The sequence below is a fragment of the Pseudomonas sp. TE3910 genome (genome assembly GCF_056279025.1).
This window is the reverse complement of sequence record NZ_JBWBQN010000001.1, coordinates 676,179-696,897: the sequence shown is the minus strand read 5'-3', so window position 1 is coordinate 696,897 and position 20,719 is coordinate 676,179. Positions and strand designations below refer to the sequence as shown.

At 59.7% G+C, this 20,719-nt stretch carries 17 protein-coding genes and 1 pseudogene; 10 read left to right on the top strand and 8 right to left on the bottom strand.

Annotation, left to right across the window (positions count from 1 at the left end; all coding sequences use genetic code 11):
- Positions 1-3 precede the first annotated feature (3 nt).
- The 3 genes and pseudogenes from ACZ9H3_RS03170 (at position 4) to ACZ9H3_RS03160 (ending at position 5,839) form a co-directional block, all read left to right on the top strand.
- Positions 4-3,184 (top strand): annotated as a pseudogene (locus tag ACZ9H3_RS03170) (efflux RND transporter permease subunit).
- Entirely contained in the window at positions 3,181-4,605 is a 1,425-nt protein-coding gene (locus ACZ9H3_RS03165) for an efflux transporter outer membrane subunit (protein WP_476219536.1), read from the top strand. Before ACZ9H3_RS03170 ends, ACZ9H3_RS03165 begins: the two are co-directional and overlap by 4 nt.
- A gap of 181 nt (positions 4,606-4,786) precedes the next feature.
- Positions 4,787-5,839 carry a tetratricopeptide repeat protein gene (locus ACZ9H3_RS03160; RefSeq protein WP_330522713.1) on the top strand — a complete coding sequence of 351 codons (1,053 nt, stop codon included), beginning with the start codon at positions 4,787-4,789 and terminating at the stop codon, positions 5,837-5,839.
- Between the two features lie 23 nt (positions 5,840-5,862).
- Here ACZ9H3_RS03160 and ACZ9H3_RS03155 read toward each other — a convergent pair whose 3' ends face one another.
- Positions 5,863-7,113, bottom strand: coding sequence for an ATP-binding protein (locus ACZ9H3_RS03155; RefSeq protein WP_476219534.1), 1,251 nt, complete (start codon positions 7,111-7,113; stop codon positions 5,863-5,865).
- A gap of 36 nt (positions 7,114-7,149) precedes the next feature.
- Positions 7,150-7,599: a nucleoside deaminase gene (locus ACZ9H3_RS03150; protein WP_065758957.1), complete on the bottom strand. Its 450-nt coding sequence runs from the start codon at positions 7,597-7,599 to the stop codon at positions 7,150-7,152.
- Between the two features lie 156 nt (positions 7,600-7,755).
- On the opposite strand from ACZ9H3_RS03150, the gene ACZ9H3_RS03145 reads away from it, so the two are divergent.
- The gene (locus ACZ9H3_RS03145; RefSeq protein WP_102053858.1) at positions 7,756-8,451 is read left to right on the top strand and encodes a type 1 glutamine amidotransferase domain-containing protein; all 696 of its coding nucleotides are present in this window, start codon (positions 7,756-7,758) and stop codon (positions 8,449-8,451) included.
- A gap of 168 nt (positions 8,452-8,619) precedes the next feature.
- On the top strand, positions 8,620-9,411 hold the full coding sequence (locus tag ACZ9H3_RS03140; RefSeq protein ID WP_065758955.1) for a CSS-motif domain-containing protein: 792 nt from the start codon (positions 8,620-8,622) through the stop codon (positions 9,409-9,411).
- A gap of 84 nt (positions 9,412-9,495) precedes the next feature.
- On the opposite strand, the gene hppD is transcribed toward ACZ9H3_RS03140, so the two are convergent.
- Positions 9,496-10,572, bottom strand: a complete 1,077-nt coding sequence (gene hppD, locus ACZ9H3_RS03135) for a 4-hydroxyphenylpyruvate dioxygenase (RefSeq protein WP_065758954.1) — start codon at positions 10,570-10,572, stop codon at positions 9,496-9,498.
- Positions 10,573-10,999: 427 nt separating this feature from the next.
- Between hppD and ACZ9H3_RS03130 the strand changes: the two genes are divergently transcribed.
- Both ACZ9H3_RS03130 and rarD read left to right on the top strand, forming a co-directional pair.
- Complete coding sequence (locus ACZ9H3_RS03130) at positions 11,000-12,571, top strand: EAL domain-containing protein (RefSeq protein ID WP_476219531.1); 1,572 nt, start codon at positions 11,000-11,002, stop codon at positions 12,569-12,571.
- A gap of 49 nt (positions 12,572-12,620) precedes the next feature.
- Positions 12,621-13,508, top strand: a complete 888-nt coding sequence (gene rarD, locus ACZ9H3_RS03125; protein WP_476219529.1) for an EamA family transporter RarD — start codon at positions 12,621-12,623, stop codon at positions 13,506-13,508.
- On the opposite strand, the gene ACZ9H3_RS03120 is transcribed toward rarD, so the two are convergent.
- The gene (locus tag ACZ9H3_RS03120) at positions 13,471-15,042 is read right to left on the bottom strand and encodes a TerC family protein (RefSeq protein ID WP_454241381.1); all 1,572 of its coding nucleotides are present in this window, start codon (positions 15,040-15,042) and stop codon (positions 13,471-13,473) included. The genes rarD and ACZ9H3_RS03120 overlap by 38 nt on opposite strands.
- A gap of 272 nt (positions 15,043-15,314) precedes the next feature.
- On the opposite strand from ACZ9H3_RS03120, the gene ACZ9H3_RS03115 reads away from it, so the two are divergent.
- The gene (locus ACZ9H3_RS03115) at positions 15,315-15,902 is read left to right on the top strand and encodes a LysE family translocator (protein ID WP_065757887.1); all 588 of its coding nucleotides are present in this window, start codon (positions 15,315-15,317) and stop codon (positions 15,900-15,902) included.
- Here the strand turns inward: ACZ9H3_RS03115 and ACZ9H3_RS03110 are convergent.
- Both ACZ9H3_RS03110 and ACZ9H3_RS03105 read right to left on the bottom strand, forming a co-directional pair.
- Positions 15,891-16,676, bottom strand: coding sequence for an AraC family transcriptional regulator (locus tag ACZ9H3_RS03110; RefSeq protein WP_102052137.1), 786 nt, complete (start codon positions 16,674-16,676; stop codon positions 15,891-15,893). The genes ACZ9H3_RS03115 and ACZ9H3_RS03110 overlap by 12 nt on opposite strands.
- A 26-nt stretch (positions 16,677-16,702) precedes the next feature.
- On the bottom strand, positions 16,703-17,245 hold the full coding sequence (locus ACZ9H3_RS03105) for a helix-turn-helix domain-containing protein (RefSeq protein ID WP_065757885.1): 543 nt from the start codon (positions 17,243-17,245) through the stop codon (positions 16,703-16,705).
- A gap of 160 nt (positions 17,246-17,405) precedes the next feature.
- Here ACZ9H3_RS03105 and ACZ9H3_RS03100 point away from each other — a divergent pair, with 160 nt between their 5' ends.
- Entirely contained in the window at positions 17,406-18,188 is a 783-nt protein-coding gene (locus ACZ9H3_RS03100; RefSeq protein WP_065757884.1) for an aldolase, read from the top strand.
- Positions 18,189-18,213: 25 nt separating this feature from the next.
- Positions 18,214-19,098 (top strand): dihydrodipicolinate synthase family protein, encoded by an 885-nt coding sequence (locus ACZ9H3_RS03095; RefSeq protein WP_099774519.1) that lies wholly within the window; start codon positions 18,214-18,216, stop codon positions 19,096-19,098.
- Positions 19,099-19,187: 89 nt separating this feature from the next.
- On the opposite strand, the gene ACZ9H3_RS03090 is transcribed toward ACZ9H3_RS03095, so the two are convergent.
- Complete coding sequence (locus ACZ9H3_RS03090) at positions 19,188-19,844, bottom strand: CoA transferase subunit B (protein WP_476219524.1); 657 nt, start codon at positions 19,842-19,844, stop codon at positions 19,188-19,190.
- A gap of 36 nt (positions 19,845-19,880) precedes the next feature.
- Entirely contained in the window at positions 19,881-20,579 is a 699-nt protein-coding gene (locus ACZ9H3_RS03085; protein ID WP_102052136.1) for a CoA transferase subunit A, read from the bottom strand.
- Positions 20,580-20,719 lie beyond the last annotated feature (140 nt).

Sequence of the window (20,719 nt, the reverse complement as noted above, 5' to 3'; positions counted from 1 at the left end):
CCGATGAATTTTTCCAAGTTTTTTATCACTCGGCCGATCTTCGCCGCAGTGCTGTCACTGCTGATCTTGATCGCTGGCAGCATTTCGCTGTTCCAACTGCCGATCAGCGAGTACCCGGAAGTGGTACCACCGACGGTGGTAGTGCGCGCCAACTTCCCGGGCGCCAACCCCAAGGTCATTGGTGAAACCGTCGCCGCGCCACTGGAGCAGGCCATCACCGGTGTGGAGAACATGCTGTACATGTCCTCGCAGTCCACCGCCGACGGCAAGCTGACCCTGACCATCACTTTCGCCCTGGGCACCGACCTGGACAACGCGCAAGTGCAGGTGCAGAACCGCGTGACCCGAACCCAGCCGAAACTGCCCGAAGAAGTGACGCGGATCGGCATCACCGTCGACAAGGCCTCGCCCGACCTGACCATGGTCGTGCACTTGACCTCGCCGGATAACCGCTATGACATGCTCTACCTGTCCAACTACGCGATCCTCAACATCAAGGACGAGCTGGCACGCCTGGGCGGTGTCGGCGACGTACAGTTGTTCGGTATGGGCGACTATTCGCTGCGGGTCTGGCTCGACCCGAACAAGACCGCATCGCGCAACCTGACCGCCAGCGATGTGGTGGCAGCAATCCGTGAGCAAAACCGTCAGGTTGCCGCAGGGCAACTGGGTGCGCCACCCGCACCGGGCGCCACCAGCTTCCAGCTGTCGGTCAACACCCAAGGCCGTCTGGTCAGCGAAGAAGAGTTCGAGAACATCATCATCCGTTCCGGTGCCGACGGCGAAATCACTCGCCTGAAAGACATCGCCCGGGTCGAGCTCGGTTCAAGCCAGTACGCGCTACGCTCGCTGTTGAACAACCAACCCGCCGTCGCCATCCCGATCTTCCAGCGTCCAGGTTCGAACGCCATCGAGATCTCCGATGAAGTGCGGGCCAAGATGAACGAGCTGAAGCAGAACTTCCCTGAAGGCATGGACTACAGCATCGTCTATGACCCGACCGTGTTCGTCCGTGGCTCCATCGAAGCGGTCGTCCATACCTTGTTTGAAGCGCTGATCCTGGTGGTACTGGTAGTCATCCTGTTCCTGCAGACCTGGCGCGCCTCGATCATTCCGCTGGTGGCAGTGCCGGTTTCGCTGATCGGTACCTTTGCGGTCATGCACCTGTTCGGCTTCTCGCTCAACGCGCTGTCGCTGTTCGGCCTGGTGCTGGCCATCGGGATCGTGGTCGACGACGCCATCGTCGTGGTGGAGAACGTCGAACGCAACATTGGCCTTGGCCTCACCCCGCTGGAAGCCACCAAGCGCGCCATGGGCGAAGTGACCGGGCCCATCATCGCCACGGCACTGGTGCTGTGCGCGGTGTTCGTACCGGCGGCGTTCATTTCCGGCCTCACCGGGCAGTTCTACAAGCAGTTTGCCCTGACCATCGCCATTTCCACCGTGATCTCGGCCTTCAACTCGCTGACCTTGTCGCCAGCCTTGGCAGCGGTGCTGCTCAAAGACCACCATGCGCCCAAGGACCGTTTCTCCAAGGCCCTTGAGCGCCTGCTGGGCGGCTGGTTGTTCGCCCCGTTCAACCGTTTCTTCGAACGCGCCAGCCACAGCTACGTGGGCACCGTGGGACGGGTTATCCGCAGCAGCGGCATTGCCCTGTTCGTCTACGGCGGGCTGATGGTCATGACCTGGCTGGGCTTTACCTCGACGCCGACTGGTTTCGTCCCGGCTCAGGACAAGCAGTACCTGGTGGCCTTCGCCCAGTTGCCCGATGCGGCCAGCCTTGACCGTACGGAAGCGGTGATCAAGAAGATGAGCGAGATTGCCCTCAAGCAGCCTGGCGTTGCCGATTCGGTCGCCTTCCCGGGCCTGTCGATCAACGGTTTCACCAACAGCCCGAACAGCGGCATCGTGTTCACTCCGCTCAAGCCCTTCGATGAGCGCAAGGACCCCAGCCAGTCGGCCGGCGCCATCGCTGCCGCATTGAATGCCCAGTTCGCGGACATCCAGGACGCCTACATCGCGATCTTCCCCCCACCGCCAGTACAGGGCCTGGGTACCATCGGCGGCTTCCGCCTGCAGATCGAGGACCGTGGCAACCTGGGGTATGAAGCGCTGTACAAGGAAACCCAGAACATTATCGCCAAGAGCCGTGGCGTGCCGGAGCTAGCTGGGCTGTTCACCAGCTACCAGGTCAACGTGCCACAGGTCGATGCTGCTATTGACCGCGAAAAAGCCAAGACCCATGGCGTTGCGATCAACGACATCTTCGACACCCTGCAGATTTACCTGGGTTCGCTGTACACCAACGACTTCAACCGTTTTGGCCGCACCTATCAGGTTAACGTCCAGGCTGAACAGCAGTTCCGCCTTGATGCCGAGCAGATCGGCCAGTTGAAGGTGCGCAACAACCAAGGCGAGATGATCCCGCTGGCGACCTTCATCAAGGTCAGCGACACCGCCGGCCCCGACCGGGTGATGCACTACAACGGCTTTATCACGGCCGAAATCAACGGTGCCGCAGCGCCAGGCTATAGCTCCGGGCAAGCCGAGAAAGCCATGGAGAAGCTGCTCAAGGAAGAACTGCCCAACGGCATGACCTTCGAATGGACCGAACTGACCTACCAGCAGATCCTTGCCGGCAATACCGCGCTGTTCGTGTTCCCGCTCTGTGTGCTGCTGGCCTTTCTGGTGCTGGCAGCCCAGTACGAAAGCTGGAGCTTGCCACTGGCCGTGATCCTGATCGTGCCCATGACGCTGCTGTCGGCCATTACCGGGGTGATCCTGTCCGGTGGCGACAACAACATCTTCACCCAGATCGGCCTGATCGTGTTGGTGGGCCTAGCCTGCAAGAACGCGATTCTGATCGTCGAGTTCGCCAAGGATAAACAGGCAGTAAGGCCTCGACCCGCTGGCAGCGGTACTGGAAGCCTGCCGCCTGCGTCTGCGGCCCATCCTGATGACCTCAATCGCCTTCATCATGGGTGTCGTACCACTGGTGTTCTCTTCCGGTGCCGGTGCTGAAATGCGTCATGCCATGGGTGTCGCGGTGTTCTCCGGGATGATCGGGGTAACGTTCTTCGGCCTGTTGCTGACCCCGGTGTTCTTTGTCTTGATCCGTCGTTATGTCGAACGCAGCCAGGCCCGCAAGGCGGCCCGGGTTGCCCAGCGGGAGCAGCACGCATGAGCCACGTTAAACTGTTGATGCCCAGCCTGCTGGTGTTGGCCCTTGCCGCCTGTGCGGTCGGGCCAGACTACCGCGCACCCGATACCGCAGCGGCACACCTGAGTGCAGCGGACCAGCCGGGGGCGCCTAAAGCCTTCGACCGCAACCGTTTTGAGGCAGCCTGGTGGCGCCAGTTCGATGACCCGGTGCTGAACCAGTTGGTGGCTCAGTCGCTGGCCGATAACCGTGAGCTGCGCGTGGCGTTCGCCCGTCTGAAGTCCGCGCGGGCGATCCGCGATGACGTCAGCAACGATGCCCTGCCAACCGTGACCAGCCGCGCCAGCAGTGATCTGGGTAAAGGCCAGATTCCAGGCCAGAGCGACCATCGGGTCAACAGCGAGCGCTATGACCTGGGCCTGGATATGGCCTGGGAGCTCGATCTGTTTGGCCGCATCCAGCGGCAACTGGAAGCCAGTGAGGCGCAGCAGGATGCTGCCGAAGCCGACTTGCAGCAGCTGCAGGTCAGCCTGATCGCCGAGCTGGTCGATGCCTACGGCAAGCTGCGCGGCGCCCAGCTGCGTGAAAAGATCGCCGTGGCCAACCTGAAAACCCAGCAGGACTCCAGGGCCATTACGCAGACCCTGAACGAGGCCGGCGTCGGCAATGAGCTGGATGTGGTGCGTGCCGATGCGCGTCTGGCCGCAGTAGAAGCTACGGTGCCGCAATTGCAGGCAGAACAGGTACGGGCACGTAACCGTATCGCCACCCTGCTGGGTCAGCGTCCGGACACCTTGAGCGTCGACCTGTCCCCGGCGCAACTGCCCGCCATCGCCAAGGCGCTGCCGATCGGTGATCCTGCCGAGCTGCTCAAGCGCCGCCCAGACGTACGCAGTGCCGAACGCCAGTTGGCGGCGGCGACCGCGAATGTCGGGGTGGCAACCGCAGACCTGTTCCCACGGGTCAGCCTGAGCGGTTTTCTCGGTTTCACCGCCGCACGCGGCTCGCAACTGGGCTCCTCGGCAGCACAGGCATGGGCCTTGGGCCCGAGCATTACCTGGGCAGCCTTCGACCTGGGCAGCGTCAAAGCCCGCTTGCGCGGGGCCAATGCTGAAGCCGAAGGCGCCTTGGCCAGCTACGAGCAGCAGGTGTTGCTCGCCCTGGAAGAGTCGGAAAATGCCTTCAGCGACTACAGCAAGCGCCAGCAACGCCTGCTTGCGCTGCTGCGCCAAAGTGAGGCCAGTCGCAAGGCGGCCGAGCTGGCATCCATTCGCTACCGCGAAGGTACGGTGGACTACCTGGTGCTACTGGATGCCGAGCGTGAACGGCTCAGCGCCGAAGATGCCCAGGCCCAAGCGGAAGTTGAACTCTATAGCGGTGTCGTCGCCATCTACAAGGCACTGGGTGGAGGCTGGCAAGCCGAAACCGTCGCCTCGGCGCACTGACGCAACGGCTCCTTTGGTTGGTTGCAAACCAACCCTTTGCCCCGCAGCTCATGGCTTGCGGGGCTTTTTTATCAGGCCTGGAATTGCCCGCCCCCAGGCGTCACGCCGACAACCGATTTGACTCCAACAGCGCACTGCCACAAGCTGCCCTTTTGGCTCCAGCCGTACACGCGGATTCAGCATGCCCAAGCGTCAAACTTACACGCTGATCAGTCTGGCCCTGCTCATTGTTCTCGGGCTGGGCAATTACTTTTGGCGCGACGACAGCCCTGAGCCTTCCCCAGCGCTCACAAACAGCTACGCTAACGCCTTGGCCCAGGCCCATGACGGCCTGCCAGGCGCCGCACGCGTGCTCTACCAGCAACTGGCCCGCAACGACTTGTCGCCCATCCGCCGAGCCAGCTTGCATGCCGAATTGCCAAACTACCCTTCTCCCTTGGCGTTGAAGCTGGCCAGCAAAGACCTGCAGCATGAAGACCCGCAGGTACGCCGCGCCGCAATCACCAGCATTGCCGCCTTGGTTCCGGCAGCGCAGCGCAGCCTGTTGCTGGGGCCGTTGCTCGATGAAAAGGATCAAAGCGTACGTTTTGCCGCTGCCGACGCCCTGCTGGGGCTCAGCCCTGATGAAATCGGCCTGTACTTTGGCCCGTTGCAGGATGTACTGGAACAGTACCAACACGTACTGCAAAGTGTCGACGACCCCTCCGCTCAAGTGCATCTGGCACGGCTGTACATCCACGAACAACGCTTCGACCAGGCAGGCATCGCACTGGAGCGCGCATTGAGCCTGGCACCCGATGACTTGCAGGCACTGGCAACCCAGGTGCGCCTGCTTGAGCGCCAAGGCCATACTGACGCTTCTCGCGAGGTGCTGGCCAAGGCCCTGCAGCGCCACCCCGAGTCTGCCTTCCTGCAACATGAGCTGGGCCTCTGGCTGCTGCGTCATCATCAGGATGAATATGCACTGCTGGCGTTTGCCCGAGCGCTTGAGCTTGAACCGGCCAACAACGATTACCGCTATACCCTGGCCACCAGCCTGCACGACCTCGACCAGACCGATGCAGCACAGAAACAGCTGGAAACCATCCTTGCCCGACAACCGGCCAACCGCAAGGCCAGGGTCTTGCTGATCAACTACTGGAAGGAAACCGGCCAGTTGCAGAATGTACAGATTCTGTTGGCCCAACTGGAACAGCAGAACCCAGACGATCCGCTGGTACAACAAGGCCTCTGAGCGCTGCGGCGATTGCGCAACGCTCAATCCTGAGCCAAGTGTCGAGGCAACAGCAGTCTTACCCGAGTGCCCTTGCCAGGTTCGGACTCGATCAAGGCTCGTCCCCCCGACTGCCGGACAAAACCGTAGATCATCGCCAACCCCAGTCCATACCCCTGACCAGCAGGCTTGCCCGTAAAAAATGGCTCGAAGGCCCGCACCACAGCCTCAGGCTCCATGCCACAACCGTTATCCTCTACCTGCACGTAGGTGTAATCGCCAGGCAGCAGGCCGTCATGGCCCTGCTCGCACGCGTCACAGCGCACATTGCCGGTGCTGACGATCACCCTGCCGCCGTTCGGCAAGGCATCACAGGCATTCAAGCAGAGGCTCTGCAACGCGCTCTGCAGTTGCTCGACATCCACCAGCACCGTCCAGGGCAACAGCTCCAGGTGCATCTGCAGGGTGATCTGCGAGCCGAGGGATCGTCTTAACACCGCTGCCATGCCATCAATCAGTTGAGTGACATTGACAGGTTGAGGGTCAAGCGCCTGGAAACAAGAAAAGGCAAGTAACCGATCTGCCAGTGCAATGGCCTGGTTTGCCGCCCCCCTGGCGCTTTCAATACAGGTGTCCAGACGTTCCAGATGCCCCTGCGCCAAACGTTGTTCGAGCAATGCCAGGCTGGAGCAAATACCGCCCAGCAGGTTTTTCACATCCTGCGCCATGCCACCCGACAACTGCCAGAGATGCTCAAGGTCGGCGGTGCGCGCCCGCACTTGCTGTTCATGGGCAAACGCCAGCATGCGCCATTGCTGCTCGGACTGAACATGGGCCGTTGTTTCGATCACCTTGTCGAGCACCCCGACAATAGCGCCACTCTCATCCCGTACAGGCGTACAACTGAAGGTGAAGTAACTGGGTTCTGACGCCCCATTACGGTTGATGATCAACGGAAGGTTTTCGATCAGCGTCGCTTCACCCGAAAGCGCCTTGAACAGGATCGGGCCGACCTTCTCCCAACTCTCACCCAGCACGTCATCAAAACTGCAGCCCAATACCTGGCGCTTGCCCAGCATCTCGTTGAAGGCGTCGTTGTAGATCGTGGAAAGTTGCGCCCCCCATACCAGGCACGTCGGCACCTTTGACACCAGCAGCATGTCCACCGCAATGCGCAAGGTCGCGGGCCAGCTCAAGATAGGCCCCAGCGGCGTGCCTTCCCAAGGGAACTGCCTGACTTTTTCACCCATTTCGCTCGGTGGCATGAGCGGCGAAGCAAGATGCTTCATGCGCATTGTCGACTCCATGTCCTGAAATGCTGCAACTGAAACTTATAGACCGATATCTTCGTTCCACAACTTGGGGTTATCGGCGATAAAATCGTTCATCAGCTTGATGCAGTCGGGATCCTGCAACACTTGCAAATGCACGCCCCGCGACTTGAGCAGGGCCTCCTCCCCCATGAACGTACTGTTCTCACCGATGATCACCTCCTTGATACCGTAGAGCAGAATCGCCCCACTACACATCGAGCAGGGTGACAATGTGGTGTAAAGGGTGGCTTGCCTATACACGCTGGCAGGCTGGCGACCGGCATTCTCGAAGGCGTCCATTTCGCCATGCAGGATTGCACTGCCCGACTGCACCCGACGATTGTGGCCGCGTCCGATAATCCGGCCCTCATAGACAATCACCGAGCCAATCGGAATACCGCCCTCGGCGAGACCGGCGCGGGCCTCATCGATAGCCGCCTGCATGAATGACGAGTGGTTAGTGCTCATAAGGCTGACTCAATGGCATTTGGATAAATGAACACTAGCACAAGGCCATTAACGCGGCAGTCACCATGGCACCTTTCAAGCCGACAGCTATGCTCAAAAGTCCGAGATTGAGCTGCCGGTGTACGCCAAGACACCGATCGTCTAAGGAGGACCGTAATGAGCAAGAAAATCCTGGTGGTGTTGACCAATACTGCCAAATACCCCTCACTCAAACGCGCCACAGGGTTGTGGTTGGGCGAAGCGGTACATTTTGTCGATACGGTTCAACAGGCGGGCCTGGCAGTTGACTATGTCAGCCCTGCGGGTGGCTATGTCCCCGTCGACCCGCATAGCCTGAGCATGGCTGCCGATATCGATTGGGCCTGGTATGAAGACAAGGCCTTCATGAACAGGCTGGGCACGACCCTGAACCCAAAGCAGGTCAAGGTGCAGGACTACAATGCCATCTATTACACCGGTGGTCATGGCGTGATATGGGACTTCCCGGAAAACACGGCACTGCAAGGCATTGCTGGAACGATTTTTGACAACGGCGGTATTGTTTCGGCCGTGTGCCATGGCGCCGTTGGCTTGCTGAACATCAAGCTCAGCGATCACACCTTGTTGGTCAAGGACCGTGAGGTCACGGGTTTCTCCAATATCGAAGAACAACTGGCAGAGTTGGACAAAACCGTTCCGTTTTTAACGGAAACCGAGTTGATCGCACGCGGCGGGCTTTATCAGAAAGCTGAAGAGCCCTGGGCGTCCTTTGTAGCCGTTGACTCAAAGGACGGCAGGCTGATTACCGGGCAAAATCCGGCATCTGCTGCGGCAGTAGCGCAGCGGGTACTGGCAACACTGCCGCGTGCCTGACCGATACGCCTGACCTTCGCTGTTGACCGATACCACGGCGGATCGTTTTCAGGGACTACAGGAGCGCCCCACAACACCCTTTATGCTGACGACACAGTCGAAAAGCTCGCAACGCCCCTCTGCGGGGCATACGAGCCCTGGCTTTCACTCAGCGTCCAGAGGTGAACCGTGGCTATCCATAAAAAACGCGCAGGCCGTGTCCTGCTCGAATTCCTGACGATCATGTTGATCGGTTTGACCCCTGTGGCCAGCGGCCTGCTGATCATTGCCCTGCAAGTAGACCGAAAGCATTTGGAGGCGGCTGAAAAAGCCGCTCATGAAGCGCTTGATCGAATCGAGACCGTTATCGAAACGCTGCACACTACCAGCAGTAAAGTGCTCAGTCTTGCAGAGCTGGCCTGTGATAAAGCAATGCCCAAACTGCGCGTGGAAGTCGTCTCCGAGCCGAATCTGCGCTCATTGGTGCTGCTGAGAGAAAACCGCGCCTACTGCAGCACTCAACATGGAGAGAGTGAAATCATCGTCGACCCAGGCACTTTCCATAACCAGAAACTGTTGCTGGCCGCCGGTAACCAGGTAACACCCGACTCCCCAGTTCTGTACTACCGCCTTCAGGAATACCCGTTCGGGGTACTGGCGCTGACCAACGGCTTGCTTTTGCAGCAAATGATCAGTGCCATCAAGGAGCCCGCGACCGTGGTCGTTCAATTCGGTACGGAATACTTGTCAGCGACGGACATTGTCGAAGATATAAGCCACACCAACATCAACGAACAGTACCTTCACGTCGTGTCCCACAAACACGGCTTTATCGTACACAGCGGCTTTGCGGACGGTAGCACCTGGCAGGAAGTGCGCAGCAACATGCTTGCCAGTGCGCCCTCGCTACTACTGGTCGGCATCATTACCTCCGCCTTTGTGTACTGGAGCCTGTTTTCCCGACGCAACCGCAAGCTTTAGGGCGGCACGAGCAGGCGTCATCACCTGAAAAACAAAGAGGCCAGCGTACGAACGCTGGCCTCTTGTGTATCACGCTATCGGTAATCAGTCGGTAGCCAATACACCACGGCGTACCTGATCACGTTCAATCGACTCGAACAGTGCCTTGAAGTTACCTTCACCGAAACCGTCGTCACCCTTGCGCTGAATGAATTCGAAGAACACCGGCCCCATCAGGGTCTCCGAGAAAATCTGCAGCAGCAGGCGTTTGTCGTCAGGCTGCGAGGAGCCGTCGAGCAGAATGCCCCGCGCCTTCAGCTCTTCTACCGGCTCGCCATGGCCAGGCAAGCGGCCTTCCAGCATTTCGTAGTAGGTCTCCGGCGGTGCGGTCATGAAGCGCATGCCCAGTTTCTTCAGGGCATCCCAGCTCTTGAGCAGATCGTCGGTAAGGAAGGCCACATGCTGAATGCCTTCACCGTTGAACTGCATCAGGAATTCTTCGATCTGCCCGGCACCTTTGGACGATTCTTCGTTCAACGGAATGCGGATCATGCCATCCGGTGCGGTCATGGCCTTGGAGGTCAGGCCGGTGTACTCGCCCTTGATATCGAAGTAGCGGATCTCGCGGAAATTGAACAGCTTCTCGTAGAACGCCGCCCAATAGGCCATACGACCACGATAAACGTTGTGCGTCAGGTGATCGATGATCTTGAGGCCCGCACCCTCTGGATGACGGTCGACACCTTCAATGAAGTTGAAGTCGATGTCGTAGATCGAACTACCTTCCTCGAAGCGGTCGATCAGGTAGAGTGGCGCGCCGCCAATCCCCTTGATCGCTGGCAGGCGCAGCTCCATTGGCCCGGTTTCGATTTCCACCGGCTGCGCACCCAGTTCCAGTGCACGGGCATACGCCTCGTGGGCATTACGCACGCGAAACGCCATACCGCACACCGACGGACCGTGCTCGGCAGCAAAGTACGAGGCAATGCTCTTGGGTTCGTTGTTGAGGATCAGGTTGATACCGCCCTGGCGGTACAGATGGACGTCCTTGGAGCGGTGGGTCGCCACTTTGGTGAAGCCCATGATCTGAAAGATCGGCTCCAGAACCCCGGGGGTCGGTGCAGCAAACTCGATGAATTCGAAGCCCATCAGGCCCATCGGGTTGTCAAAGATATCAGCCATGCTCGTGTCCTCATCAATACGGTAAAAACAGGTTCAATTGCTATCGATGTCGAGCAGACGGGGTGGCGCGCAGGAGATGCCCCTCACACTGCGTGCGAGGTAGTCACCAAAGATCAGTTTGAACCCATGACACTTCATATGGACCCATTCTCGGCGGGTTTGATTCCCCGGAGGCGGAGAACCTTATTATTGTATGCGTAACCTGATTCTACATGGCGTAAAAACATTTGTCCGCACTTTAGTTCACGCCACTGCTTGCACGGCCATGGGGGTTGCAGGGCACACTCTCGGACAACGCCGGTGCCCTATCAGGATGGTGAGTACACTGTAGCCATAATAGACTACTGCCACACCCGCTATCACAGGCGGGCGGGGCAAGCGCTATGCTTGCCAACGAAGGACCCTTTGCCATGACAGGTAGTCAACCATGCCCCTTTCGCGAAAACGCCGCAGCCGCTCCACTGGATGCGTCCTGCTGCCCTGGCTGGTGGGTTTCATTCCGGTAATTTGCGGTGTGCTCCTGCTGAACTGGCAGGCACAGCGAGAGCTGCACGCCAGGGCACAGCTCAACGCAGAGCACGCCATCGAACAGTTCGACCGGGTGCTGGACAACATCGCCCAGGCCGCACGCAACCTGCTGCCGCTGGCGGGCCAACCTTGCGAGCAGGTCAAGCTGCCCTTGCGTGAACAGGTCACGCGAGGCACCTTCGTTCGTTCGACCAACCTGTTCTACGACGATGCCCTTTACTGCAGCTCACTGTTCGGCAGCTACCGCGAAGCAGTCAACCCTGGCGACTATACCGACGGCAGCCTCTGGCTGATGGATGGCAACTCCGTCTCCCCGGGGCACCCGCTGCTGGTCTACCGCCTCAGTGAAGGCAGCAAGGGAGCAATCACAACCGTCGATGGCGATCACTTGATACACCTGTTGCGCCTGATCGACCCGGATTCCGACCTGCGTGTACAGGTGGGCACGCACTGGATGGGAACTGACGGCCGGGTGCGCAACGACCCCGTGCCAGACTTTGCCGTGGCCCCGACAGCCCTGAAGTCCTCGCATTTCAGCTTCACGGTCCATAGCGGTTACCCGGAGGGCGAGGTATGGCGCCTGATGCAACGCCAGTACGGCCCCTTGTTCGGCCTGCTGGTCTTCCTCGGCATCATTGCCGGAGTAGCCTGCAACTGGCAACTGAAGCGCGCCAATTCGCCTCGGGCTGAACTGCAACGGGCACTCGAGGCAGATGAATTCGTGCCGTACTTTCAACCCGTCGTACGCCAGGGTGACTATCGTTGGGCCGGCGTCGAAGTGCTGATGCGCTGGATGCACCCGCGTGACGGCCTGGTGCGTCCTGACCTGTTCATTCCCTACGCCGAGCACAGTGGCCAGATCATCCCAATGACCCGTCGCCTGATGCAGCAGGTCGCTGAACAACTGGCACCCCATGCGGACAACTTCGAGGAAGGTTTTCATATCGGTATCAATATCAGCGCAGCCCACTGCCAGGACCTGGCGCTCTACGATGACTGCCAGAAGCTGCTGGCGGCCTTTCCGACTGGGCGCATTCGGCTGACCCTGGAGCTGACCGAGCGTACGCTGATAACCCCCACCGACTGCACGTTCAACCTGTTCGCCAAGCTGCACGAATTGGGGGTGATGATTGCCCTGGATGACTTCGGCACGGGTCAGTCGAGCCTGACCTACCTGCGCCAGTTCAAGGTGGATTACCTGAAGATCGACAAGAGTTTTGTCGGCATGATCGGTGTGGATGCCTTGTCACTGCACATTCTCGACAGCATCATCGAGCTCTCCAACAAGCTGGACATGGGCGTCGTTGCCGAAGGCGTAGAAACACAGGCGCAACGGGATTACCTGGCCCAACGCCAAGTGGACTTCCAGCAAGGCTACCTGTTCGGCAAGCCCTTGCCGCTGAACGGTTTCGTCGACGCCTTGGCCCGCCAGAAAAAAGAGCCTGCGGTTGCCCAGCCCTCGTGCCCCTGAGATCATTGCAGGTCAACCGTTCTGTCACTTGCGTTAGTTAGAGGCACCCTTGTCCAAAGGTATCGTTTCATCCGTCATGGCTTCGTTCCTGTTTGCCGTGATGTATTTCTACACCTCGCTGCTCAGCCCGCTGGACGGTGAGGAGATCTTCGGCTGGCGCGTGCTCCTGACAATGCCCTGCGTGACCCTGTTCATGCTGATTTCCAGGGACTGGTCACTGGTCATCGGGTTATTCGCCAGAATCCGTCAAAAGCCGATGTTACTGCTGGGTTTGTGCGCCACGTCGGCACTGATGGGCGTGCAGCTCTGGCTGTTTCTCTGGGCACCGCTACACGGTCGTAGCCTGGAAGTCTCCCTGGGCTACTTCCTGCTGCCGCTGAGCATGGTGCTGACCGGGCGCATGGTCTATGGCGAACGTCTGTCACGCCTGCAAAAACTGGCCGTGCTTTGCGCCATGGCCGGTGTTGCCCACGCGCTCTACCAACATGGCAGCTTCGCCTGGGAGACCCTGCTGGTGGCCGGCGGCTACCCTGTGTATTTCGTACTGCGGCGCAAACTGCGCACCGATCACCTGGGCGGGCTGTGGACCGACATGTGCCTGCTGCTGCCAGCGGCACTCTATTTCATTGTACAGGGACCACTGTCGGCGGCCGATCTGGTTGAGCATCCGGGGCTTTACGCGCTGATCCCGCTGCTCGGCGTGATCAGCGCGCTGGCCCTGATTTGCTACGTACTGGCCAGCCGGCTGTTAGCGTTCAGCCTGTTCGGCCTGCTCAGCTATGTCGAGCCGGTATTGCTGGTCGCGGTAGCGCTGATGCTGGGTGAAAGCATCGCCGCCGACCAATGGCTGACCTATATCCCGATCTGGCTGGCTGTGGTGGTGCTGGTGCTTGAGGGCATCAAGCACCTGCTGCGTCAGCGTCGCCGCCTGGCGTAAGGCGCACCTGCCGCACCCTGCGCTCGGCCACCGCCACAACCGTGAGCTGCCAGCCGTTCCAGTTCAGCTTATCGCCGACCATCGGCAACCGGTCAAGCAAGCTCATGACCAGGCCCGCAAGGGTCTGGTAATCCTCGGTGGCCTTGGCTACAAAGCCGGTACGGGCCTGAATCTGGCTCAGGTTCAAGGCGCCGTTGACCAGGTACCCCTCTGGGCCTTCGACGATGTCCGGCCCCTCGACCTCAGTGGCATCCGGCAACTCGCCGGCAATCGACTCAAGAATGTCGGTCATGGTCAGCACACCCGTGAAATCGCCGAACTCGTTCACCACAAAGGCGATGTGAGTCGACTGGTTGCGCATTTGCTCAAGCGCATTGAGCACGCTGAAGCTTTCCAGCACATGCAACGGTGTGCGCGCCAGGCGCTCCAGGTCTGGCTCATTGCCGGCCAGCAGCTCTTTGAGCAGTTCTTTCTTGTGCACAAAACCCAACGGCTCTTCGACGTTCCCATCACGGATCAAAGGCAAACGCGAATAGGACGAATGCATCAGTGCCGTGCGAATCGCCTCTGCCGATTGTGCCAGGTCAATGACATCGACCTCGGCCCGAGCCGTCATCACGGTCTTGATCGGGCGCTCGGCGAGGTTCAGCACGCCACTGATCATCACACGCTCGCGGCGATCGAATAGCACCTGTTCGGTTCCACCCTCGACCAGATCGGCGATCTCCTCGCCGACTTCGTCTGCCTCAAGCCGGCGCCCGCCGAGCAGACGCAGCACGGCATGGGCGGTGCGCTCACGCAGTGGTCGGTGCTGCTGCAGGCTGCGCTTGCGGCGCACACGGGCCAGTTGGTTAAACACTTCGATCAGAATCGAGAAACCAATCGCGGCATACAGGTAACCTTTGGGTATGTGGAAACCCAGGCCTTCGGCCGTCAGGCTGAAGCCGATCATCATCAAAAAGCCCAGGCAGAGCATGATCACGGTCGGGTGGGCATTGACGAAGCGAGTCAGCGGCTTGCTGGCGACAATCATGATGCCGATGGAGAACACCACCGCGATCATCATGATCGACAAGTGCTCGACCATACCCACCGCAGTAATCACGGCATCCAGCGAGAACACGGCGTCAAGCACCACAATCTGCGCCACGATGGGCCAGAAAGCCGCGTGACGAACCGTTCCGCCTGTCTGGGCAACATGCCCCTCAAGGCGCTCATGCAGCTCCATGGTGGCCTTGAACAACAGGAACACACCACCAAACAGCATGATCAGGTCTCGCCCGGAGAACGACTTGTCGAGAATCTCGAACAGCGGCGCGGTCAGGGTCACCATCCAGGAAATACTGGCCAGCAGGCCCAGGCGCATGATCAGCGCCAGGCTCAAACCAATCACCCGCGCGCGATCACGCTGATGCGGCGGCAGTTTGTCGGCAAGGATGGCGATGAATACCAGGTTGTCGATGCCCAGTACCAGTTCCAGGACAATCAGCGTAGCAAGGCCCAGCCAGGCCGTGGGATCGGCTAGCCATTCCATGGGGAGGTACTCGCAAGCAAGGCGTCACAGGGACGAGAGAAAGGCCAGGACGGCCAGCTACTGGGGGGCTCCGAGAACGAAGTCATATCAACCTTGATATCAATAAGGGACATCGATCCTACAAGCGTCAGGTGCTCTTGATATAGCGGGAAACTATTACAAAAGCTGTAACGCCCTCCTCCATGACGCCTCTCCAGGGTGATTTTCTTCAATACCCTGCCTCCCCTGCTGCTTAGGCTATGTGACCGTTCCCCTTAACCCAGAAGGTCACTATGAGCCTGATGTTATCCATGGCCGCCTTTGCGCTGGCCGCTTCGATTTCTCCCGGCCCGGTCAATATCGTCGCCCTAGGTGCCGGAGCCCGGCATGGTTTGCGCGCCAGCCTGGCGCATGTCACGGGGGCGACGCTAGGCTTTTGCCTGCTGTTGGTGCTGGTCGGGCTTGGCCTTCACGAGCTGTTGCGCCACTGGCCCGGCCTGGCCCGCCTGCTGCAGGCGGGGGGTGTGCTGTTTCTGTTCTACATGGCCTGGAAGCTGAGCAGCGACAATGGCGAGCTTGGCGCAGGGAACCGTGAAGAGCCGCCCTCCATGCTCTACGGGGCAACACTGCAATGGCTGAACCCCAAGGCCTGGCTGGCGAGCGTTGCCGGTATTGGCGCGTACGTCGGCGAAGGCGAGGTGGGCCTGCTGTGGCAGTTCACCGGGTTGTATTTCGTGATCTGTTATCTGTCTGTCGCCAGTTGGGCCTGGGCCGGTAGTGTCATCAGCCACTACCTGAACAACCCTCGACGCATGCGCCTGTTCAATCGCAGCCTGGCGCTATTGTTAGTGGCCAGCGCGATCTACCTGTTACTCGGCTGAACGGTAGTGCCCGGGCGTGGCGGCCAGGTGCTGCTTGAAAGCCCGCTGCAGGTGGGCCTGATCGGCAAATCCGGCGTCGGCGGCCACCTCGGCAATCAGCCGCCCCCGACGCAACTGCGCCCGGGCATACTGGATGCGATGGTCAAGCAAGTAGCCGTGAGGCGTCAGGCCGTAGTGCTGCTTGAAGGCCCGAATCAGGTAAGACGCCGATAGCCCGGCGGCCTGACAGATGTCCTCCAGTTTCAGCGGCTCGGTGCAGTGCTGGCGAATATAGTCGGCGGCACGTTCCAGACGCTGGTTGCCCTGCGCTGGCTCGACCCAAACGGGCCCCAATTGATCCAGCAGCTGAACAAAGAATGCCTCTGCTGCCGCGGCCTTCTCCTGGGGGCTGCGTGCTGGATCAACCAGCCACGCATACAGCCTCAAGAGTTCGCTGTACACCTGTACCGACGTGGTATGGGTCGCCGCCAATGGCTGAAATCCCAATCGCTCAAGCCAGGGGGTATCGACATACAGCATGAGGTAGGACCAGGGCTGATCGGCAATCGGGTTGCAGGCATGCACCGTACCCGGGTTCATCATGACCACCGTGCCTGCGCTGATCTCGTGCCAGTGATCACCGTTCAGGTAGGTGCTGCGCCCCGCCGTGACGGCACCGATGGAAAAGCCGGCGTGGGAATGTCGCGCATAACAGACCTTGCGTCCGTCTTCCACGCTGCGGGCCTCAATGAAGGGCAAGGCCGGGTCACGCCAGAATTGTGAATGAATGCTCATGGCTGGCTCAGGTCCTGAAGGCTCGTCTAACCGTTCATCTCATGCACCACCACCAGCAACTGCGCGGGTTGTGGCCCCAGCGAGCGCAATCGATGCGGTGTCTGTGCGTTGAAATACAGCGCATCACCGCGCTCTAGAATGACCCGCTCGTTCATGAAGTCAACTTCTACCTGGCCTTCATGGACAAACAGGAATTCTTCGCCCTCATGCTCCTTGAACGTTGAATCGCTGAACTCGCTTGGCGGGCTGAGCATGAACGGCAACAGGCTGCGATGGCTGATCTGGCTGGCAAGCACGGCATAACCGGAGACCTCGCGGGCACCTGGCAGCAACTGGCGCTGGTGGCTGCGCACAAGGCTATAACGCTCTTGCGTTGGCGTGTCGGCGGCAAACAACTCCTCAACCTTGACGTTCAACGCACTGGCCAGTTTCAAGGCAGCGGCAATCGAAGGGGTGTTCAGGCCGCGCTCGACCTTGGACAAGTAGCTCTTGGTCATACCGGCTTTTTCAGCCAACGCCTCCAGCGTTATCCCCAATTTTTTTCTCAATAATTTCAATCGGATAGACATGCGAAGCCGTAGATCCCCACAGGCGTGTGCGATTTTGCCTTGCCAATGACACTTTGTGTCATATAGCATCTTTTGTGTCATATGCGTGTCGCCGCGCCACCTCCCAGCAACCCGGCGACATACCTCCCTGACACCCATGACTACTGCACAGGACATCTCCATGGCCAAGACATTAACACTGCCCAAGGATCAATTGATCAAGCAGGCCCTTGCGCACATGCAAGGCTCGCTTGCCGATAATACGTGGACTACCCGAGAAAAGCTGGCCCTCACCTGCCGGATTCTCTTTGAACATGGCCACGACTCCGGTCTGGCCGGGCAAATCACTGCACGTGGCCCGCAGCCCGGGACCTATTACACCCAACAGTTGGGCCTGGGTTTCGATGAGATCACGGCCAGCAACCTGTTGCTGGTCAATGAGGACCTTGAAGTGCTCGAAGGCGATGGTATGCCCAACCCGGCCAACCGCTTCCATAGCTGGGTGTACCGTGCTCGCCCGGACGTCAATTGCATCATTCACACCCACCCGACCCATGTCGCGGCCTTGTCGATGCTGGAAGTTCCCCTGCAGGTCTCCCATATGGACCTCTGCCCGCTGTACGAAGACTGCGCGTTCCTGGAGGCCTGGCCCGGGGTACCGGTGGGCAACGAAGAAGGCGAAATCATCAGCGCCGCACTGGGTGACAAGCGGGCGCTGTTGCTCTCGCATCACGGCCAATTGGCGACAGGGGCCAGTGTTGAAGAGGCCTGCGTGATAGCACAGCTGATCGAGCGTGCCGCCAAGCTGCAGTTACTGGCCATGGCCGCAGGGCAGATCAAACCGATCGAGCCGGCCCTGGGTCGTGAAGCCCATGACTGGATCGCCCGCCCCAAGCGCCACGTTGCCGCCTTCAACTACTATGCCCGGCAAAGCCTGCGCCAGCACGCCGACTGCCTGAACTGATCACATTCTTATCGGAGCCTTGTCCATGTCCACCGCAATTCACGGCATCATCGGCTACACCATCACGCCCTTCACCGCAGACGGCGAAGGCCTTGATCTGCCCGCGCTGGGTCGTTCTATCGATCGTCTGGTCGAAGGCGGCGCTCACGCTATCGCGCCCTTGGGCAGCACCGGCGAAGGCGCCTACCTCAGTGATCACGAATGGGATCAGGTGGCGGAGTTCAGCCTGGCGCACATCGACGGCCGCGTCCCCACGGTCGTCAGTGTTTCCGACCTGACCACTGCCGGCGCCATACGCCGGGCGCGACTGGCCGAACGCCTGGGCGCCGATGCAGTCATGGTGCTGCCGACCGCGTACTGGAAACTCAGTGAAGCGGAGATTCTCCAGCACTATCAGGCCATTGGCGACAGCATTGGCGTGCCGATCATGCTCTACAACAACCCGGCCACCAGCGGCACCGACATGTCGGTGGAGTTGATTCTGCGCATCGTCAAGACGGTGGAGAACGTGACCATGGTCAAGGAGAGCACTGGCGATATCCAGCGCATGCACAAACTGCAGGTGCTCGGCGAAGGCCAGGTGCCGTTCTACAACGGCTGCAACCCACTGGCGCTGGAAGCATTCGTGGCAGGCGCGACAGGCTGGTGTACTGCCGCCGCCAACCTGATTCCGGCACTTAACCTGGCCCTTTATCAGGCAGTACAAGCCAACGATCTGGAGCGCGCAAAAGCACTGTTCTACCAACAGTTGCCATTGCTCGACTTCATTCTCAAGGGTGGCTTGCCGGCAACCATCAAGGCCGGCCTGGCGCTAACCGGCCTGCCCGTGGGCGAGCCGCGTCGCCCGGTGTTCGGGCTGAATGAAACTGGCCGTATGCAGTTGCAGGCGTTGCTGGATCAACTGATCTGACAATGCCCGCCCGCAAGGCAGGCTCCGCTCTTTGCAGGAACCCGTCTTGCGGGCGACAGGCCCGGTACGGTCAAGATAAAAACGACTGCTTAGAAGGTCATTTCCTTCACATAGTCTGCGACGATCAGCTTGCCGGCCGTTTTCTCGATGATTTCCTCGACGCTGACGCCCGGAGCGGTCTCGCGCAGGATGAACGCACCGTTCTCGATCTCCAGGTAAGCCAGGTCGGTGAGTACCTTGCGGATGCAGCCCGCACCGGTCAGCGGCAGGCTGCAGCGCGACAGCAATTTGGACTCGCCATCCTTGGAGGCGTGGGTCATGGTGACAATGATGTTGTCGGCACCGGCCACCAGGTCCATCGCCCCGCCCATGCCCTTGACCAGTTTGCCCGGGATCATCCAGGAGGCGATGTTGCCCTCCACGTCCACCTCGAAAGCGCCCAGTACGGTCAAGTCGACGTGGCCGCCACGGATCATGGCGAAGGACTCGGCAGAGTTGAAAATCGAAGCGCCGCGGCGCGCCGTTACGGTCTGCTTGCCGGCGTTGATCATATCGGCATCCAGTTGTGCTTCGGTCGGGAATTCACCCATGCCGAGCAGGCCGTTTTCCGATTGCAGCATCACGTCCATATCGGCCGGGACATAGTTGGCCACCAGGGTCGGAATACCGATGCCCAGGTTCACGTAGTAGCCGTCCTTGAGTTCGCGGGCGACGCGCTGGGCCATTTGTTCGCGGGTAAGTGCCATGGTCAGGATCTCTTTGTTGTTCTGTGCGGGGGCGGGTCAGGCTTTGACGGTGCGCTTCTCGATGCGCTTCTCGAAGGTGCCGACGATTACCCGGTCGACATAGATGCCTGGGGTATGGATCTCGCTGGGCAGCAGGACACCTGGCTCGACGATTTCTTCGACTTCGACCACGGTGATCTTCCCGGCCGTAGCGGCCAGCGGGTTGAAGTTCTGTGCGGTGTTGCGGTAGACCACGTTACCGTAGTGATCGGCCTTCCAGCCCTTGACGATGGCGAAGTCGCCGGTAATGGCTTCTTCCATGATGTACTTGCGCCCATTGAACTCGCGCACTTCCTTGCCTTCGGCAACCGGGGTGCCGTAACCGGTGGCGGTATAGAACGCCGGGATACCCGCACCGCCAGCGCGCATTTTTTCCGCCAGGGTGCCTTGCGGGGTCAATTCCACTTCCAGTTCGCCGCTGAGCAACTGGCGTTCGAATTCGGCGTTTTCTCCAACGTAGGAAGCAACCATCTTGCGGATCTGGTGCTGCTCCAGCAGCACACCCAGGCCAAAGCCATCGACACCGCAGTTGTTGGAGACAACGGTCAGGCCCTTGACGCCACGGCGCTTGATTTCAGCGATAAGGTTTTCCGGGATGCCGCACAGGCCGAAACCGCCGGCCAGTACTGTCATGTTGTCGGTCAGGCCTTCGAGGGCCTCTTCATAGGTTGCTACGCGCTTGTCCAGTCCGGCCATGCTGATCCGCCTTTTGTAGTTGTAGAACCGACCTCAGGTGTCGGAGGAGCGTCTGGGCCATCTTCACCCCTCCAGACTCATTTGTTAATTTTGTTTTTTTCATTGATTAATTGGTTTTAAAAAATAATAGACCCTCTACC